General features: G+C 71.3%; 11 protein-coding genes. 8 read left to right on the top strand and 3 right to left on the bottom strand.

Features of this window, described 5'->3' with window-relative positions; genetic code table 11:
- Positions 1-75: 75 nt before the first annotated feature.
- Both DWB77_RS25660 and DWB77_RS25665 read left to right on the top strand, forming a co-directional pair.
- Complete coding sequence (locus DWB77_RS25660; protein ID WP_120723502.1) at positions 76-2,385, top strand: sensor histidine kinase; 2,310 nt, start codon at positions 76-78, stop codon at positions 2,383-2,385.
- Between the two features lie 400 nt (positions 2,386-2,785).
- The gene (locus tag DWB77_RS25665) at positions 2,786-5,086 is read left to right on the top strand and encodes a sensor histidine kinase (RefSeq protein WP_162952618.1); all 2,301 of its coding nucleotides are present in this window, start codon (positions 2,786-2,788) and stop codon (positions 5,084-5,086) included.
- A gap of 96 nt (positions 5,087-5,182) precedes the next feature.
- On the opposite strand, the gene DWB77_RS25670 is transcribed toward DWB77_RS25665, so the two are convergent.
- Positions 5,183-5,797: a response regulator transcription factor gene (locus DWB77_RS25670; protein WP_120723506.1), complete on the bottom strand. Its 615-nt coding sequence runs from the start codon at positions 5,795-5,797 to the stop codon at positions 5,183-5,185.
- Between the two features lie 268 nt (positions 5,798-6,065).
- On the opposite strand from DWB77_RS25670, the gene DWB77_RS25675 reads away from it, so the two are divergent.
- The 4 genes from DWB77_RS25675 to DWB77_RS25690 all read left to right on the top strand — a co-directional run bounded on the left by DWB77_RS25675 (position 6,066) and on the right by DWB77_RS25690 (position 10,790).
- Positions 6,066-6,401: a DUF6059 family protein gene (locus tag DWB77_RS25675; RefSeq protein WP_120723508.1), complete on the top strand. Its 336-nt coding sequence runs from the start codon at positions 6,066-6,068 to the stop codon at positions 6,399-6,401.
- Between the two features lie 102 nt (positions 6,402-6,503).
- On the top strand, positions 6,504-8,219 hold the full coding sequence (locus tag DWB77_RS25680; protein WP_120723509.1) for a fatty acyl-AMP ligase: 1,716 nt from the start codon (positions 6,504-6,506) through the stop codon (positions 8,217-8,219).
- Positions 8,220-8,223: 4 nt separating this feature from the next.
- Entirely contained in the window at positions 8,224-9,957 is a 1,734-nt protein-coding gene (locus DWB77_RS25685; RefSeq protein ID WP_120723511.1) for an acyl-CoA dehydrogenase family protein, read from the top strand.
- On the top strand, positions 9,954-10,790 hold the full coding sequence (locus DWB77_RS25690; protein ID WP_120723513.1) for a 4'-phosphopantetheinyl transferase family protein: 837 nt from the start codon (positions 9,954-9,956) through the stop codon (positions 10,788-10,790). Before DWB77_RS25685 ends, DWB77_RS25690 begins: the two co-directional genes overlap by 4 nt.
- Positions 10,791-10,979: 189 nt before the next feature.
- Here DWB77_RS25690 and rpsT read toward each other — a convergent pair whose 3' ends face one another.
- A complete protein-coding gene (gene rpsT / locus DWB77_RS25695) occupies positions 10,980-11,246 on the bottom strand; it encodes a 30S ribosomal protein S20 (RefSeq protein WP_100578273.1) in 267 nt (88 codons plus the stop codon).
- A 227-nt stretch (positions 11,247-11,473) separates the two neighbouring features.
- Between rpsT and lepA the strand changes: the two genes are divergently transcribed.
- Positions 11,474-13,339, top strand: a complete 1,866-nt coding sequence (gene lepA / locus DWB77_RS25700) for a translation elongation factor 4 (RefSeq protein ID WP_120723515.1) — start codon at positions 11,474-11,476, stop codon at positions 13,337-13,339.
- 235 nt (positions 13,340-13,574) lie between these two features.
- Entirely contained in the window at positions 13,575-15,458 is a 1,884-nt protein-coding gene (locus DWB77_RS25705; RefSeq protein WP_162952619.1) for an AMP-dependent synthetase/ligase, read from the top strand.
- A 164-nt stretch (positions 15,459-15,622) separates the two neighbouring features.
- Here the strand turns inward: DWB77_RS25705 and DWB77_RS25710 are convergent, their stop codons facing one another.
- The gene (locus DWB77_RS25710) at positions 15,623-19,699 is read right to left on the bottom strand and encodes a HAMP domain-containing protein (protein ID WP_174248621.1); all 4,077 of its coding nucleotides are present in this window, start codon (positions 19,697-19,699) and stop codon (positions 15,623-15,625) included.
- Positions 19,700-19,706 lie beyond the last annotated feature (7 nt).

A 19,706-nucleotide genomic window follows, 5' to 3' on the forward strand; every position in this document is an offset into this window, starting at 1 on the left:
CCGAAAACCACGGGGGGACAGTTGAAGGCAGAAGTAGTCGAGAGGCCAGGGAGGATATCCACGGACATCGGCACCGTGGAGCTTCCGCCGCGCAAGGCGATAGCCGTGACCGCGGCCGCCCTGCTCGGTTTTTTCGTGATCGACGCCGTTTTCATCTGGGCCGAGAATCCGCCATGGTGGGAACGGATCGGCGCGCTTTTCGGCTTTGTCGTGATCATGGGCTTGCAACTGGGCCACTCGTTCCCGCAGCTCCTGCCGAAGCTCTACCGCCACCGCTATGCGACCTGGTGCTTCCAGGCGGTCCTGGCCTATGCGCCGATCTACCTGTTCGGCTCCGCGTGGAGCGGCATGGCGGAATTCCTGACCGCCTCCTCGGTCCTGGTCTTTCCCGCGGCCATCGGCTGGCCACTCTTCGGCGTGGGCGTGCTCACCTGCTGGTATCTGTACAGCGGTAACGATGTCAGCACGGTGCTCTACAACGTCCTCGAAGGCGCGCTGATCCCGCTGATCATCATCGGGCTCTCCCGCATGTCCGACATGATCGTCAAACTGCACCGCTCCCGCGAGGAGTTGTCGCGTCTCGCGGTCGCCGGAGAGCGCCTGCGCTTCGCGCGCGATCTGCACGACGTCCTCGGCTACAGCCTCTCGGCGATCTCCCTCAAGTGCGAGCTCGCCTACCGGTTGCTTTCGGACGCGCCGGACAAGGCACAGGAGGAGCTCGCTGAAGTCCTGCGCACCTCGCGCAGGGCGCTCGCCGACGTGCGCTCGGTGAGCCGCGGCTATCGGGAGATGTCGCTGGCCGGCGAGGCCAACGCCGCCGTCTCCATGCTGTCCGCGGCGGGCATCCGTACGACGTTGAAGTTCGAGGTCGGCCAGTTGCCGCCGGCGGTCGACACCGTGCTGGCGACGGCGCTGCGCGAGGGCCTGACCAACATGCTGCGGCACAGCAAGGCCGAGAGCTGCGAGATCCGGGCCGAGCGCAGGGGGGCCGGTGCCGTCCTGGTGCTGGCGAACGACGGCATCGGCCGCGGCCGCGTGCCCAAGGGCGGCGCCGATGGCGGCCTCGCCGCGCTCGACAGCCGCGTCAAGAAGCTCGGCGGCACCCTCGACCACGGCTCCGACGGCCAGGGCTGGTTCCGCCTCGAAGTCGCCGTGCCGGTGCCCGACCGCGCCGAGCGGGACCAGGGCGACCTCGTGGCCGCCGCCGAGGCGGACGACCACGGGCAGCCGGAGGCGCAGTCCTACGGGCACCGGGACCTGGTGCCCCGGACCGCCACGGCGATCGCGTTCACGGTCCTGGTGGGTTACTTCCTCGCGTACTCCGTGGTCGCTATGTCCTACCACCCCCCGCTCGGCAGGGCCGTGGCCGTGGAGCTCTGCATGTTCGCCGCGCTCGTGCTGCAACTCGCGGTCTCCTTCCAGTGGCGGTTCACCTGGGCGTCGAACCATGCGCGGCTGCTGGGCTACGGCGCCCTCGGCGGTCTTTTGCTGCTCCATGCCGTGCCCTGGAGCTCGTTCGGCCCGACCTGGCTGGGGATGCCCGGCTTCGTCGCCGGCTCGGCGCTGCTGGTGCTGCCGACGGTCTCCGCCTGGGCCCTGGTCGTCGCCGTGACGGTGGCCAGTGACATCGCCCTGCACCAGGTCGGCGGCACCCTCACCGACCTGATCTACACGACGGCGTACACCGTCATTTGCGCCCTCGTCGTCTTCGGCCTGTCCCGCATGGCCCAGCTCGCCTCCGAACTGCACTGGTCCCGCACCGAGATCGCCCGCCTCGCGGTGACCACGGAGCGGCTCCGCTTCGCGCGTGACCTGCACGATCTGCTCGGGTTCAGCCTGTCCGCGATCACGCTCAAGTGCGAGCTGGTGCGTCGGCTCACACACAGTCGCACGGTGCAGGCCCAGGAGGAGCTGACCGAGGTCCTGGGGATCGCCCGGCAGGCCCTCGCCGATGTGCGCACGGTGGCCGACGGCCGTCAGCGGATGAGCCTCACCGCCGAGGCGGCGAACGCCACCGCGATGCTCGCCGGCGTCGGGATCCGGGCGACCGTGGACACCGACTGCGGCGAACTGCCGGGCGATGTCGACACCGTGCTGGCGACGATGCTGCGCGAAGGCCTGACGAACATGCTGCGGCACAGCAAGGCCGCCCACTGCCGGATCACGGCGGAGCGAACGGCGGCCGGGGTGCGTCTGACGCTCGTCAACGACGGGGTGCAGGGCTGCGCGGACGCCGGCCTCGATTCCAAGGTCAACGGCGGCAGCGGCATCGGTAACCTGACGACCAGGGTGAACGCGGTGAACGGACGCCTGGAGGCGGGGGCGCGTCCGGACGGCTGGTTCGAGTTGAAGGCCGAGGTCCAACTGCTCGCGGTGGCCGCCTGATCGAGACCCCTACGCACCGCCCGCCGTGACATCGCCAAGCCCTGGGGGGCCGCGAGAAGAGCGCGGTGCGAGCGGGGCGCAGGCCGGTCGGCCGACAACCGAACATGCACAGAAGCAAGCTCACGGGGGAGACTTGGGGACCGAGGCAGTCGGCCGCGCGGAAAGACCGGTGCGCGGGCAGGGGCATGACCTGGGGCGATGCGCGAGAAACGACGCGGTCGGCCGCTGGGCCGCCCTGGGGCGATGCGCGAGAAACGACGCGGTCGGCCGCTGGGCCGCCTTGGGGCGAGGCGCGAGAACCCGCGCGGTCGGCCGCTGGGCCGTCCTGGGGCGGGGCGCGAGGGCCCGTGTGGGCGGCCGTCGGGCCGGTCCGGCGCTGGCGCGTGGGGACGGCGGCGCGTTGCCGCGGCGGACCGCGGTCGCCATCACCGCGGGGGTGTTGCTCGGCTTCTTCGTGATCGACGGCAGCCACGTCTGGGCGGAACACCCCTCGGTGTGGCACGGCGCGGCCGCCGTGCTCGGGTTCGCCGGGATCATGGGGCTTCAACTCGTGCATTCCTTCCCGGGGTTCATCCCCCGGCTCGGGCTCTACCGCTATGCGACCTGGGTGGTGCTCGGACTGCTCTCGTATGTGCCGGTCGCCGTGTTCGGGGCCGCCTGGGGCGGGATGACCGAGTTCTTCGCGGCCTCCGCCGTGCTGGTCTTCCCGGCGGCGGTGGGCTGGCCGCTCTTCGCGTGCGCGGTCGCGGGGGAGCTCGTGCTCTTCCACCATCTGCGGTTCGGCGCGGGCGACTTCGTGTACGGCGGGATCGAGGCGGTGCTGATCCCGCTGGTCGTCATCGGGCTCTCCCGGATGTCCGCCCTGATCGACCGGCTGCACGCCTCGCGCGAGGAGCTGTCCCGGCTGGCGGTGGCGGGGGAGCGGTTACGGTTCGCGCGCGATCTGCACGAGGTGCTCGGGCTCAGCCTCTCCGCGATCTCCCTCAAGTGCGAACTGGCCCACCGGCTGCTCGCGGACACCCCCGCCCGGGCGCAGGAGGAGGTCGGCGAGGTGCTGCGCACCGCGCGCAAGGCGCTCGCCGACATACGGTCGGTCAGTCGCGGCTACCGCCAGATGTCCCTCTCGGACGAGGCGAACGCGGCGGTCTCGATGCTCTCGGCGGCGGGGATCGACACCACCGTGCGCCACCGCTGCGGCGAACTGCCCGCGACCGTGGACACCGTCCTCGCCACCGCGCTCGGCGAGGGCCTGACCAACATGCTGCGGCACAGCAAGGCCGAGCGCTGTGTGATCACCACCGAGCGCGGCGGCGGCGTCGCCGTACTCGTCCTCGCCAACGACGGTGTGGGCGGCGGCCGTTGGGCCCGGCCCGAGCCGCGCAGCGGTCTCGCGGCCCTCGACTCCCGGCTGCGCGAGCTCGGCGGCACCCTGACCCACGGGGCCGACGGCCGGGGCTGGTTCAGGCTGCGTGCGGTCGTCCCGCTGCGCCAGGAGGCCGTGGCGCAGAGCACCGGGTGCCCGGCCCGGCGCGGCCCGAGCGGCGACCGGCGCAGGGCGGCACGCGCCGGGCAGACCGATGTGATGCCCCGCGCGGCCGGCGCGATCACCCTCGCGGTGCTGGTCGGCTACTTCCTCGCGTACTCCGCCGAAGGCTGGTCCTACGCCCCGTACGCGCACGGGCTGCCCACCGTCGAGCTCTGCCTGCTCGGCTCGCTCGCGCTCCAGCTCGCCGAGTCCTTCCACTGGCGCCACTCCTGGGGGCCGCGCTGGCGGGGCCCGGTCCGGTACGGGGCGCTGGGGGCGCAGGCGCTGCTCCAGTTCGTGCCGTTCCTGGCGTTCGGAGAGCAGTGGGCGGGGCTGCCCGGTTTCCTCGCCGGGTCCGCGCTGCTCGCCCTGCCCTCGGTCGTCGCCTGGCCGGTCGTCGTCCTGGTCACCGCCGCGAGCGGCGCCGCCCAGTACGCGGTGGGCGTATCCGCACAGGACGTGATCTACGAGGCCGCGTACACCCCGATCTGTGCGGTGGTCGTCTTCGGGCTGACCAGGATGGCCCAGCTGGCCACCGAACTCCACCGCTCCCGCACCGCGATCGCCCGGCTCGCGGTGACCACCGAGCGGCTCCGCTTCGCGCGCGACCTGCACGATCTGCTCGGGTTCAGCCTCTCGGCGATCACGCTCAAGTGCGAGCTGGTACGCCGCCTCGCGCCGACCCGGCCCCTCCAGGCGCGGCACGAGCTGACCGAGGTGCTCGGCATCGTCCGCGAGGCGCTCGCCGATGTGCGGACCGTGGCGGGCGGCAGTCTGCGGATGTGTCTGACCGACGAGACCGAGCACGCCATCGCCATGCTCACCGGCGCCGGCATCCACGCCACCGTCCGCCTCGACTGCGGCGAGCTGCCCCATGAGGTGGAGACCGTGCTCGCCACGATGGTCCGCGAGGGCCTCACCAATATGCTGCGGCACAGCACGCCGGAGTGCTGCGAGATCACCGCCGAGCGGACGGCGGGCGCGGTACGGCTCACCCTCGTCAACGACGGCGCCCACGGGGTGGGCGAGGCCGTGTTCGCCGCCCGGGTGGGCGGCGGCAGCGGGATCGGCAATCTCACCACCCGGGTCGAGGCGGTCAACGGCCGCCTCACGGCGGGGCCCCGGCCCGACGGCCGGTTCGAGCTGCGCGCCGAGGTGGCGCTGCTCGCGGCGTGAGCGCACGGCAAGCAGCCGGCCCCGGCAGAGCAGAAACGATTCGGCCGGGGTCGGCTGCGGGACTGCATCCCGGGGGTCTTGTCCCGGGCCGAGCGATCAGACCGAGTGCAACCAGCCCGCCTCGCGGGCGATCCGGATCGCATCGACCCGGTTACGCGCGTTGAGTTTGCTGACGGCCGAGGTCAGATAGTTGCGTACGGTGCCGGACGACAGATGGAGCCGGGACGCGATCTGGCCGGCCTCCATGCCCCCCGAGGCGAGTTGCAGCACCTCCCGCTCGCGGTCGGTGAGCGGGGAGGGGCCGGAGTCCAGGGTGGCGAGCGCCAGTTGCGGGTCGATGACCCGCTCGCCCGCCGCCACCTGACGGATCGCGGCGCAGAGGCTGTCGGGGTCGGAGTCCTTCGGGAGGAAGCCGGAGACATGGGCGGCCAGCGCCCGTCTGAGGTTTCCCGGTCTGCCCAGGCTGGTCAGGATGAGCGTGCGGCACTCCGGTACCGAGGTGTGCAATCCGGCCGCGGCGGTGATCCCGTCGGTGCCGGGCAGATCGATGTCGAGAACGGCGACATCCGGCCGCATCGCCATCGCGGTCGGCACGATGTCCGTGCCCGACGACAGCTCGGCCACCACTTCCAGATCGGGCTCCAGTTCAATGAGCGACACCAATGCCTTGCGTAGCATATGCATGTCTTCGGCAATCAGAACGCGCACCATGGTGCCCCCCGTTGTGCTGGATCATGGGTCGGTCGTAGCGATTATGCAATAGGCGGAGGCCGGGATCCGGGGCCGAACCCAAACGGGCACATGCCGTTTCAGGACCGGTACGCGTGATTGCGCACCCGCGCCTTTCAGCCAGAACCCGACCACGGCTCAAGTGGCCGCTCCCATCCTCCCTCCACCCAGGCGCCGTCCGGCGGCCAGGGGGAAGGGAGAGGTGACGTGAACATGAACGGACACCCCAGCTCGGAAGGTGTTCTCTGACATGGCCGGCCGGAAGAACAGGGACGTTCCGGACGGCCCGGAGGGCTCCGGGCGCCGCCCCAAGGGCCGCTGGCGTCGCCTCATCGGCCGCTGTCTGCGACCCGTGGGCGAGGCCCTCATGGTGCACGGCGGCGTCGACATGTATCTGACCGCGGCCGACGGCAACCGGGCCCGTCTGCACTCGCTCGACAGCGGCTTCCGTCTGATGCTGCGCACCGACGCCGACGGCCCGCCGCCCGGCCACCCCGAGCGGCTGCGCCCCGACGTCCCGCTCACCCGCCAGGAACTCGCGCTCCTTCAGGACCTGTTGAACGAGGTGCCCGGACACAGAAGATGAGCGGCCCGGCCGCCGCAGCACAGTTGATCTTCAAGTACCCGTCGAGGGCGGAGGAACAGAGTAGGAGGACCAACCATCCGTCCGAGCACCAGGGAGCAGAGGATGACCCCAGCGAAGAGCTTCACGCAGGCACTGGCGGCCCGGTTCGCCGAGGGAGCCGCACGGACCGCTCTGCTCTGCCTGGACGGTGAGGGCACCGCCGACGCGCACACCTACCGGGAACTCGACGCGCGGGCCAGGTCCGTCGCGGCCGCGCTGCTGCGCCGCCGCACGGCCGGCCGGCCCGTCCTGATCTCCATGGACGGCGGCCCGCACACCGTGGCCGCCCTGCTCGGCTGCCTGTACGCGGGGGCGGTCGCCGTCCCCGTACCACCGCCGGACGCCTCACGGGCCGCCGCGGAACGCACCCACGCCATCGCCACCGAAACCGACGCCGCCGTCCTGCTCACCGAATCCGCGCACGCCCCCGAACTGTCCCGCCGCCTCGCCGAGGCCGGGCGCTCCGCGGTGGTGTGCCTGGCCGTCGACTGCCTGCCCGAGGACGGCGCCGACTGGACACCCCCCGCCCTGGACGGCGCCGACACCGCGCTGCTCCAGTACACCTCAGGCTCCACCGCCGCCCCGCGCGGCGTCCAGGTCACCCACGCCAACCTCCTCGCCACCATGGAGGCCCTGCGCGCCACCCTCGGCACCGATCAGGACTCCCGCATCGGCGGCTGGCTCCCGCTCCACCACGACCTCGGCCTCATCGGCCAGCTCCTGCACCCGCTCTGGCTCGGCGCCACCGCCGTCCTGATGCCCGGGCGCCGGTTCGCCGCCGACCCGCTGAGCTGGCTGCGCGAGGTGGCCCGGCACGGCGTCACCGTCACCGCCGCCCCCGACTCCGCGTACGCCCGCTGCCTGGCCGAAGCCACCGACGACGACCTCGCGGGCCTCGACCTCAGCGCCCTGACCACCGCCGTCAACGCCTCCGAGCCGGTCTCCGCCGTCACCCTCAGCGCCTTCGCCCACCGCTTCACCGCCGCGGGCCTGCGCCCCGGTGTGCTCGCCGCCGGATACGGGCTCGCCGAGGCCACCCTCCTGGTCAGCCTCGCCGACCGGGTGCCGCCCGCGCCGGCCACCGTCTCCGCCGAAGGCCTGGAGCGGGGCGAGCTGACGCCGCCGGTGCCGGGCCACCCGGTGCGGGCCCTGGCGGGCTGCGGACCCGCGCGGGGCGTCACCGTGCGCATCGTCGACCCGGAAAGCCGCGCGGTGCTGCCCGACGGGTCGGTCGGTGAGATCTGGGTGCGCGGCGAGACCGTCGCCGACGGCTACTGGCGCCGCCCCCTGGAGACCGCCGCCACCTTCGGGCACGCCACCACCTCGGGCGAGTACGGCTTTCTGCGCACCGGCGACCTCGGCGCGCTGCGCGACGGCGAGCTGTATCTGACCGGCCGCATCAAGGACGCCCTGCTCGTCGACGGCCGCACCCTCCACCCCCAGGAGGCGGAACGCCAACTCGCCCAGTCCGGCGCCCCGTTCGGCTCCGCGGTGGTCCTGTCCACACCCGCCGAGCACGAGGAGATCGTGGCCATCCAGGAGATCCGGGGCGCCGGCTGGAGCCGGCGCCAGCTCGCCGACCTCGCCGAGCGGGTGCGCGGCTGCCTCCACGAGGAGTTCGGCGCCTCGCTCGGCGGCGTGGTCCTGGTCCGGCCCGGCACAGTGCGCCGCACCACCAGCGGCAAGGTCCGCCGCTCGCTCATGCGCGAGCTCTATCTGCGCGGCGAACTGCGCCCGCTGTACGCATCGGCGCCGCCGTACGCGGCGGAAGGAGGCTGAGCCCATGCCCATCGCCGCCGTCCGGGTCACCGACCCGGACGTACGCCACCGCGCCGAGCGGCTCGAATTCCGCTTCGGCGACCCCTGCGACCCGGCCAACCCGCTGGGCTTCCGCGCCCTGCTCGCCGCCGACAGCGACAGCGAACTCCTGGGCGCCGCCGAGGAGTTGCTCGACGAGGAGGGCTTCGGCGCCGAACTGGTGCCGCTCGCGCTCGGCGGCCGGCTGCGCGACGCCGACCAGCTGATGCGGATGCTGCGCCCGGTCTTCCGCCGCGATGTCGCCCTCGCCTTCGGCTACGGCATCACCTCGCTGTTCGCCGCCGCGCCGGTCTTCGCCGCCGGCTCGCCCGACCAGCGCGCGAGCGTGGCCCGGCTGCTCGTGTCGGGCGGCCGCGCGGCCATCGTGCACCGCTCGCTCGCCCACGGCACCGCGATGCTGCGCGGCGAACTCGGCGCGATGCAGTACTCCGGCGGCTTCGTCCTGGACGGACGCAAGGACGTGGTCATCAACGCCGAACGCGCGGGCGCCGTCGTCGCCCACGTCCGCACCGACCCCGCCCCCGGCCCCGCCTCCCACTCCGTCTTCCTGCTCGACTCGGCTCAACTCCCCGCCGACGGCGTACGGTTGCTGGAGCGGCAGCCCACCACCGGCATGCGCGGCTGCCGCTTCTCGGGGTACGAATTCGACCAGTGCGAGGTCCCGGGCGAGGCACTGGTCGGCGAGCTCGGCTCCGGGATACGCCTGGCCCTGCGCACCTTCCAGCTCAACCGCACCCTGATCACCGGCGCCATCATCGCCTCGGTGGACACCGTGCTGCGCGCCTCCGTACGGGCCGCGCTCGCCGGGGACACCCTCGGCAGACGTCAACGCGGCGTCCTGGCCGGGGTGTTCGCCGACCTCCTCGCCGGGGACGCCATGGCCACCGCCGTCCTGCGCGCCCTGTCCCTGCTGCCCGGGGCGGCCCATCTCGCCGCGGCCGAACTCAAATACCTCGTACCGGACCTGCTCAGGGACGACCTGGAGGAGCTCGCCACGGTGCTCGGCGCCGGAGGCTACAGCCGCGACACCGACCAGGGCATGCTCGGCAAACTTTTGCGCGACCTGCCCGCCGCCGGGCTCGGGCACGCCGGGACCGCCTCCTGCCAGGCCGTGGTGATCCCCCAACTCCCGGTCCTGGCCCGCCATGCGTGGGGCCGCGAGGCCGAACCGCCCGCCGCCCTCTTCGACACCACCCAACCCCTGCCCCACCTGGACATCGGCGGCCTCGAAGTGGCGGGCGGCGGCGACTTCCTGGCCGCCTCCCTCACCGCATCGGCCGCACGCCTGGCCGACTCGGCGCCCACGGGACCCTACGGCGAGGCGCTCCGTACGATGGCGGCCGCCTTCCACGCCGATCTGCTCGCGGTGCGCGAGGCGTGCCTGCGCATCGAACCCGGCGACCGGGCCGCGCTCGCGAGCCCCGCCACCGCCGCGCTCGCCGACCGGCACTCCGTCCTGTCCGCGGCCGGCGCCGCCCTCGCGGTCTGGGAGCACCACCGGCGCGGCTCCGGCTTCCTCGCCGACCCCGCCTGGCTGGTGCTCGCCCTGCACCGTTACGGGCGCAGGCTCGGCCTCACCCTTCCTCCGCCGCCACCGGACTGCGTCGACCGGGTGGCGAAGGAGCTGCTGGCGCGCTTTCGCGCCGGCCGCGGTTTCGATCTCCACGACGCGCCTCTGGCGGAAGCAGGTACCCCATGAGCCCCCTCGCACGGACGGGCATCGCCGAACCCCTCCTGATGCCGGGACCCGACAGCCCATGGAGCCGGGTGCGGCAGTCCATGGCGTGGCACGGCCATGTCGTGGTGCACGCGAACTGGCGGGACTGGCTGCCCGCGGCCATCGCCGACCCCCAGCTGCGCCCGCTGCTCGGCGCCCGCGACTGGCAGCGCCTCAACAACCTCGCCGACCCCGAGGCCCGCGACCGCTTCGCCGCCTCCCGGCTCCTGGTGAAGTACACCGCCGGCGCCGCCCTCCAGACCCCGCCCGAGACCGTGGAGCTCGCCTCCAAGGCGGGCGGGCGCCCCTATCTGCGCGGCTGCGACCAGATCGAGGTCAGCCTCAGCCACACCCGGGACCTGTTGGTGGTGGGGCTCAACCGGCGCGGCCGGGTCGGCGTCGACACCGAACTCGCCGACCGGCGCATCCAGTACTCGGCCGTCCAGCGCCATCTGTGCACCCCCGCCGAGCGCCGCTGGCTGGGCACCCTGGACGAGGCCGAGCAGCAGCGGAGCCTGGTGCGCACCTGGACGCTGAAGGAGGCGTACACCAAGGCGCTCGGGCAGGGCATGCGGATGGGCTTCACCCAGTTCGGCTTCGACGCCGAGGCCACCACCCTGCTCACCCCGCAGGGCGAGCCGGCCTCGCACGGCGAGTGGGCCTTCGCCACCTTCGAACTCGACGGCGGCTATCTGGTGGGGGTCGCCTGCCATGACGCGGGGCTGCGCGACGACGGGGACACGGCCGTGTCCACCATGCTCGACGAGGGCTTCCTCGGCGAGGTCGTCGACCTGGTCGGCCGCGTTCCGCACTGAGCGGACCCGGACAGCACGAAGGCCCCGCCGCCGTCCTGGGGAAGGACGGAGGCGGGGCCTTCGGCTACTTCTGGCTAGCGCCGCGCCCGCGTGGCGAACGCGTCCGCGCGCGGCACTGGGGTGCCGTCGGGGAGCGGTAGAGGGGCCGCTGGGTCCCGTCGGGCGGGTCGTTCAGATGAAGCGGGTGTTTCAGCCCTGGAGGCCGGCCACCTTGTGCGCCAGCGCCGACTTCTTGTTGGCGGCGGCGTTCTTGTGGATGACGCCCTTCGAGACAGCCTTGTCCAGCTGACGCGAAGCGGCGCGGCTCGCGGCCGTGGCCTTCTCGACGTCGCCGGCGGCGACAGCCTCGTTGGCCTTGCGGATGAAGGTGCGCAGGGAGGACTTGACGGACTTGTTGCGCAGGCGCGCCTTCTCGTTCGTCTTGTTCCGCTTGATCTGGGACTTGATGTTCGCCACGAAAGAGCCTTTGCAGGTTCGATGATTCGATCTTCGGTGGTGTCCCGCCGCCACAAGGGTGATGAGACACAGCTGTCCACGTTACCAGCCGCCCCCCGACCGGCCCAAACGGGGCGCAGGCCCGCAGGCGTGGGACGATGGAGGCTGTTCCTTACGTATCGAACCGTCGTCGACCCGAGACGAGGCGCCGCGATCGACCCCGCGCGTCTCAAGAATCAGGACCCTGCGTGCCCGCGACTCCTCCCAACGTGCCCGAGCCGAGCCGTACCGACCCGGCGCTGATCCGCAACTTCTGCATCATCGCCCACATCGACCACGGCAAGTCGACCCTTGCCGACCGGATGCTCCAGCTGACCGGCGTGGTCGACCAGCGGCAGATGCGCTCCCAGTACCTCGACCGCATGGACATCGAGCGCGAGCGCGGCATCACGATCAAGTCCCAGGCGGTCCGTCTGCCGTGGGCCCCCACCGAGGGCCCCGGCCAGGGCCGGACCCACATCCTGAACATGATCGACACCCCGGGCCACGTGGACTTCACCTACGAGGTGTCGCGTTCGCTCGCCGCGTGCGAGGGCACCGTCCTGCTCGTCGACGCAGCCCAGGGCATCGAGGCGCAGACGCTGGCCAACCTGTACCTGGCCATGGAGAACGACCTCACCATCGTTCCCGTCCTCAACAAGATCGACCTCCCGGCCGCCCAGCCGGAGAAGTTCTCCGAGGAGCTCGCCAACCTCATCGGCTGCCAGCCCGAGGACGTCCTGAAGGTCTCGGCGAAGACCGGCGTCGGCGTCGACGCGCTCCTGGACCGCGTGGTGCGCGATGTGCCCGCCCCGGTCGGCGTGGCCGACGCGCCCGCCCGCGCGATGATCTTCGACTCGGTGTACGACTCCTACCGCGGCGTCGTCACCTACGTCCGGGTGGTCGACGGCCAGCTCAACAAGCGCGAGCGCATCCGCATGATGTCGACCGGCGCCACCCACGAGCTTCTTGAGATCGGCGTCTCGTCCCCCGAGATGACCCCGGCCGACGGCATCGGCGTCGGCGAGGTGGGCTACATCATCACCGGCGTGAAGGACGTCCGTCAGTCCAAGGTCGGTGACACCATCACCAGCCTGCACAACGGCGCCACCGACGCCCTGGGTGGCTACAAGGACCCGAAGCCGATGGTCTTCTCCGGTCTGTATCCGCTGGACGGCTCCGACTACCCGGACCTGCGCGAGGCCCTCGACAAGCTCCAGCTCAACGACGCCGCCCTGGTGTACGAGCCGGAGACCTCCGCGGCCCTCGGTTTCGGCTTCCGCGTCGGCTTCCTCGGCCTGCTCCACCTGGACGTCATCCGCGAGCGCCTGGAGCGCGAGTTCGGCCTCGACCTGATCGCGACCGCGCCCAACGTGGTCTACCGGGTCGTCCTGGAGGACGGCAAGGAGGTGACCGTCACCAACCCGAGCGAATTCCCCGAGGGCAAGATCTCGGAGGTGCACGAGCCGGTCGTACGGGCCACCATCCTCGCCCCCTCGGAGTTCATCGGCTCGATCATGGAGCTGTGCCAGACCCGGCGCGGCACCATGCTCGGCATGGACTACCTCTCCGAGGACCGGGTCGAGATCCGCTACACCCTGCCGCTCGCGGAGATCGTCTTCGACTTCTTCGACCAGCTGAAGTCCAAGACGCGCGGTTACGCCTCGCTCGACTACGAGCCCACCGGCGAGCAGGCCGCGAGCCTGGTCAAGGTCGACATCCTGCTCCACGGCGACAAGGTCGACGCCTTCTCCGCCGTCTGCCACAAGGACGCGGCCTACGCCTACGGCGTGCGCCTGGTCGCCAAGTTGCGCGAGCTCATCCCGCGCCAGGCCTTCGAGGTGCCCGTGCAGGCCGCGATCGGCTCCCGGGTCATCGCCCGCGAGACGATCCGCGCCATCCGCAAGGACGTCCTCGCCAAGTGCTACGGCGGCGACATCTCCCGTAAGCGCAAGCTGCTCGAGAAGCAGAAGGAGGGCAAGAAGCGGATGAAGATGGTGGGCTCCGTGGAGGTCCCCCAGGAGGCCTTCATCGCGGTGCTCTCCAGCGACGAGTCGAGCGCGAAGAAGAAGTAGGGCGCCCACGATCACCGGCTCTTCGCAAGCCCGCCACAACGGACCCCCGCGCCTTCGCACGGGGGTCCGTTCGTTATGAAACCACTCTCCGTTGCCCCTTACGCGGGGGCCGACGGCGCTTTACTCTGATCACGGCCCGATGGTTACTCGCCAGTTAAACAAGCGTCGGACAGCCAGAGCACTCGGACAACCAGCCAGTCGCGCAGCCTTGCCGCAGGCCAGCCCGGAGGACGTCGTGAGCGACACACAGACCTTGATCGAGAACCGGCCGCCGTCCGTGGCGACCCTCTTCGTCCAGCGCGTGGACGCCACGCCGGACGCGGAGGCCTATCGCTACCCCGTGCCGGGCAGCGGCCAGAGCCCGGACGAGTGGAAGTCGCTGAGCTGGGCCCAGGCCGCCGAGCGGGTCTACGCGATCGCCGCGGGCCTGGCGCAGCTCGGGGTGGTCAGCGAGGAGCGGGTCGCGCTCGCCTGCTCCACCCGCGTCGAATGGATCCTGGCCGACCTCGGCGTGATGTGCGCGGGCGCCGCCACGACCACGATCTACCCCTCCACCAACGCCGAGGAGTCGGCGTTCATCCTGGCCGACTCCGAGAGCCGCGTGCTGATCGCCGAGGACGCCGCCCAGCTGGCCAAGGCCCGTGAGCGGCGCGCCGAGCTGCCGAACCTGCGGCACGTCGTGGTCGTCGACCCCGCCGGCGCCGAGCCCGTCGAGGGCGACCCGGAGGGCTGGGTGCTCAGCCTCGCCGACCTGGAGGCGCGCGGCGCCGCCCACCTGGAGAAGAACCCCGGGGCGGTCAAGGAGCGGATCGCGGCCATCACCGCCGAACAGCTCGCCACCCTCATCTACACCTCCGGCACCACCGGCCGGCCCAAGGGCGTCCGCCTGCCGCACGACAACTGGTCGTACATGGCCAAGGCGATCGCGGCGACCGGCCTGGTCACCGGCGAGGACGTGCAGTACCTGTGGCTGCCGCTCGCGCACGTCTTCGGCAAGGTGCTCACCTCGGGCCAGATCGAGGTCGGTCACGTGACCGCGGTCGACGGCCGCATCGACAAGATCATCGAGAACCTGCCGGTGGTCCAGCCCACCTACATGGCCGCCGTGCCGCGCATCTTCGAGAAGGTCTACAACGGCGTCGCGGGCAAGGCCCGGGAGGGCGGCGGCGCCAAGTACAAGATCTTCCAGTGGGCGGCCGAGGTGGCCCGCGAGTACGCGAAGGTCAGCCAGGACAACTTCCGCCGCACCGGCCGACCCGGGGCGCCCTTCGCCCTCTCGGCCAAGCACAAGGTCGCCGACGCGCTCGTCTACAGCAAGATCCGCGAGGCGTTCGGCGGACGGCTGCGGGCCTGCGTCTCCGGCTCGGCGGCGCTCGCCCCCGACATCGGCTTCTTCTTCGCCGGCGCCGGCATCCACATCCTGGAGGGCTACGGGCTCACCGAGTCGTCGGCCGCCTCCTTCATCAACCCGGGCGAGGCCTACCGCACCGGCACGGTCGGCAAGCCGCTGCCCGGCACCGAGGTGCGGATCGCGGACGACGGCGAGATCCTGCTGCGCGGCCCCGGCATCATGGAGGGCTACCACCAGCTGCCCGAGAAGACGGCCGAGGTCCTGGAGTCCGACGGCTGGTTCCACACCGGGGACATCGGCGAGTTGTCCGCGGACGGCTATCTGCGGATCACCGACCGCAAGAAGGACCTCATCAAGACCTCGGGCGGCAAGTACATCGCGCCCGCCGAGGTCGAGGGCCAGTTCAAGGCGGTCTGCCCGTTCGTCTCCAACATCCTGGTGCACGGCGCCGACCGGAACTTCTGCACCGCGCTGATCTCCCTCGACGAGCCCACCATCCTCGGCTGGGCCAAGGAGCAGGGCATCACCGGCTCGTACGCCGAGGTGGTGGCGGCCCCGCAGACGGTGGAGCTCATCGACGGCTACGTCAAGCGGCTCAACGAGGGGCTCCAGCGGTGGCAGACGATCAAGAAGTTCCGGCTTCTTCCGCGCGATCTGGATGTGGAGCACGGTGAGTTGACGCCCAGCCTGAAGCTGAAGCGGCCGGTCGTCGAGCGTGAGTACCGGGCCCTGATCGACGAAATGTACGCAGGCTCCCGCGAGGCCTGACCCCGCGCCGGTCCCCAGCCGAAAGCGGGGTTTCCTGGGGCTCCGCCCCAGACCCCGTTCGCGCCTAAAGGGCGCTCGTCCTCAATCGCCGGACGGGCTGTAGGTGCTGGCCAGCGTCGAGCAGTTAAGGGGCGCGGGGAACTGCGCAAAAGGGCTCCCCGCCCCTAGGGGGCCCGCGGGGCGGACTCCGGGTCGAGCAGGCCGCAGACCACGCTCAGGAGCCCGTCCACATCCACCGGCTTGGGAACGTAGGCACTCGCGCCCTGCGCGATCGACTTCTCCCGGTCACCGGGCATCGCCTTCGCCGTGAGCGCCACGATCGGCAGATCGGCCCACAGCGGGCTGCGGCGGATCGCCCGAGTCGTCTCATAGCCGTCCATCTCCGGCATCATGATGTCCATCAGGACGAGCTCGACGTCGGGCTCGCGCTCCAGGACCTCGATCCCCTCCCGCCCGTTCTCCGCGTACAGGACCGACATGCCGACGCGGCCGAGCACATGGGTGAGCGCGAACACGTTGCGGATGTCGTCGTCGACGATCAACACCCGCCGCCCGGACAGCAGTTGACCGGCCCGCCCGCTCCGCCACTGCTCCAGTTCGCCGCCGGCCGGCCAGTCGTCGTCCTGGTCCGGCAGCGCCAGGTGCTCGGGGGAGAGCAGCTCCGAGGCGTCCAGGGAGGGCTCGGGCCCCGGCTGCGGCTCGCCGGGCGCGTTCCCGGGGTGCAGGACCGGGACGTACAGGGTGAAGGTGGAGCCGCGGCCCGGTTCGCTCTCGGCGACGATGCGGCCGCCGAGCAGCCCGGCGATCTCGCGGCTGATGGAGAGGCCGAGCCCGGTGCCGCCGTACTTGCGGTTGGTGGTGCCGTCCGCCTGCTGGAACGCCTCGAAGATCACCGGCAGCTTCTCGGGCGCGATGCCGATGCCGGTGTCCCGCACCACGAAGGCGACCAGGTCCTCGCCAGGCCCCGCCGCGTTCCGCGGCTCCCGGACGCGGTTGACCCGCAGCTCCACCCGCCCCGACGAGGTGAACTTGATCGCGTTGGAGAGCAGGTTGCGCAGGATCTGCTGGAGGCGCCGCTCGTCGGAGTACATCTCGCGCGGCACCTCCTCGCCGACCGCCACCTCGAAGGCGAGGCCGCGGTCGAGGGTGATGGGCCGGAAGGTGGCGTGGACGTAGTCGAGGAGCTTCATGAGCGGGAGTTCGGTGGGGCGAACGTCCATCCGGCCGGCCTCGATCTTCGACAGGTCGAGGATGTCGTTGATCAGCTGGAGGAGGTCGGAGCCCGAGCGGTGGATGGTCGCGGCGAACTGCACCTCCTGCTCGGAGAGATGGGCGTCGGGGTTGTCGGCGAGCAGCCGGGCGAGGATGAGCAGTGAGTTGAGCGGGGTGCGCAGCTCGTGGGAGATGTTCGCCAGGAACTCCGACTTGTACTGGGAGCTGGTGGCCAGCAGGGCCGCCTTCTCCTCCAGGGCGGAGTTCGAGCGCCTCAACTCGGCCTGCTGGCGCTGGAGTTCGTCCGAGCGCTCCTGGAGCTGCACGGCGAGCCGCTGGGACTCGCTGAGCAGGGACTCGGTGCGGGAGTTGGCGATGATGGTGTTGATCGCGACACCGATGGTGTTCACGAACTGGTCGAAGAAGGCCAGGTGGACATCGGAGAAGCGGGAGAAGGACGCCAGCTCGATCACCCCGAGCAACTTGTCCTCGAAGAGGATCGGGATGATGACGACGCTGGCGGGCGATGCCTCACCGAGCCCGGAGTTGATTTTGATGTAGTCCGGCGGGGCCTCTTCGAGCAAAATCCGCTTCTTCTCCAGGGCCGCCTGCCGGACCAGGCCGTGCCCCGGCATCCCGGTGGTGTCCACGGTCGCGCCCTGCGCCGAGCCGTACCCGGCGATGAACGCGAGGCCCTTGGTGGCGCTGGTGGTACGCGACGGGGTGCCGTCGTCGTCCGGGTCGGCCAGGAAGAACGCGCCGTACTGGGCGTTCACCAGCGGGGTCAGCTCGCGCAGGATCAGGTCGGCGACCTCCATCAGGTCCCGGTGGCCCTGCATCAGACCCGCCAGACGCGCCAGGTTCGACTCCAGCCAGTCCTTGGCGCGGGTCGTCTCGCGCAGATTGGACACCATCAGATTGATGTTGTCCTTCAGCTCGGACACCTCGCCCCGGGTCTCCACCGTGATCGAGCGCGACATGTCGCCCTGGGCGACGGCCGAGGCGACCTCGGCGATCGCGCGGACCTGGGTGGTGAGGTTCAGGGCCAGCTCGTTGACGTTGGTCGTCAGGCGCTTCCACGTCCCGTACACGCCCTCCACCCGTGCCTGGCCGCCGAGTTGACCCTCCGAGCCCACCTCGCGCGCCACCCGGGTGACCTCGGAGGAGAACGAGGAGAGCGTGTCCACCATGGTGTTGATGGTGGTCTTCAGCTCCAGGATCTCGCCGCGCGCGTCCACGTCGATCTTCTTCGACAGGTCGCCCTGGGCCACCGCCGTGGCGACCTGGGCGATGTTGCGCACCTGCGAGGTCAGGTTGTCGGCCATGTAGTTGACGTTGTCGGTGAGGTCCTTCCACACGCCGGACACCCCGAGCACCTGGGCCCGCCCGCCGAGCCGGCCGTCCGTGCCGACCTCGCGGGCCACGCGCGTCACCTCGTCGGCGAAGGCGCGCAACTGCTCCACCATCGTGTTGACGGTGTCCTTCAGCTCCAGGATCTCGCCCCGGGCGTCCACCGTGATCTTCTTCGACAGATCGCCGTTGGCGACGGCGGTGGTGACCTGGGCGATGTTGCGCACCTGTGAGGTCAGATTGGACGCCATGAAGTTGACGTTGTCCGTGAGGTCCTTCCACACCCCGGACACCCCGCGCACCTGCGCCTGACCACCCAGGTTGCCTTCGGTGCCGACCTCGCGGGCGACGCGCGTCACCTCGTCGGCGAAGGCGGAGAGCTGGTCGACCATGGTGTTGATGGTGGTCTTCAGCTCCAGGATCTCGCCCTTCGCCTCCACCGTGATCTTCTTGCCGAGATCGCCCTGGGCGACCGCCGTCGACACCAGGGCGATGTTGCGGACCTGTGAGGTCAGGTTGTCCGCCATGAAGTTGACGTTCTCGGTGAGGTCCTTCCACACCCCGGACACCCCGCGCACCTGGGCCCGCCCGCCGAGATTGCCCTCGGTGCCGACCTCGCGGGCGACGCGCGTCACCTCGTCGGCGAAGGCGGAGAGCTGGTCGACCATGGTGTTGATGGTGGACTTCAGCTCCAGGATCTCGCCCTGCGCGTCGACGGTGATCTTCTGCGAGAGGTCCCCGTTGGCGACGGCGGTGGTGACCTGGGCGATGTTGCGCACCTGCGAGGTCAGATTGGACGCCATGAAGTTGACGTTGTCCGTGAGGTCCTTCCACACCCCGGACACGCCCCGGACCTGGGCCCGGCCGCCGAGCCGCCCCGCCGTGCCGACCTCGCGCGCCACCCGGGTGACCTCGTCGGCGAAGGCGGACAGCTGGTCCACCATCGTGTTCACGGTCAGTTTCAGTTCGAGCAGCTCACCGGTGGCCTCGACGGTGACCGTACGCGTCAGATCGCCCCGGGCGACCGCCGTGGTCACCGCCGCGATGTCACGGACCTGAGCCGTCAGACGCGCGGCCATGGTGTTCACGGCCTCCGTCACATCACGCCAACTCCCGCTCAGGCCCTGGGCCTTGGCGCGCCCGCCGAGTCTGCCCTCGGTGCCGACCTCGCGTGCCACCCGGGTCACCTCGCCGGTGAACAGCGACAACTGGTCGACCATCGTGTTGACCGCCCGGCCGAGCCGGCGAAGATCGCCCCGCAACTGGCGGCTGCCGTCGTGCAGATCGACCCGCTGGGTCAGATCGCCGCCCGCCACCGCGTCCAGGACCCGCGTCGCGTTCGCCGCCGGCACCACCAGGGCGTCGAGCAGCGTGTTCGCATGGCCGATCCCGGTGGTCCAGGCGCCCTGCCCGGGGCTGGCCGCCAGCCGCTCGTCGAGCCGCCCGTGCCGGACCACCTCCCGGCGCACCCGCGTGAGCTCGTCGGTGAAGTGCTGGTTGCGGGCGGCCACTTGATTGACCAGCGCGGCAAGCTCGGCCGGCAGCCCCTCGTCGGCCTCCCGCAGCCGCACCCGGAAGTCGCCGTCGCGCAGCGCCGTCAACGCGGCGAGCAACGGCCGCAGTTCGCAGGCGCGGATCCAGCCGCCGCCGACGGGCGGCATAGCACTGTCTTCGTTCATGCGGGCC

It is taken from the genome of Streptomyces hundungensis, assembly GCF_003627815.1.
Taxonomy (GTDB): Bacteria; Actinomycetota; Actinomycetes; order Streptomycetales; family Streptomycetaceae; genus Streptomyces; species Streptomyces hundungensis_A.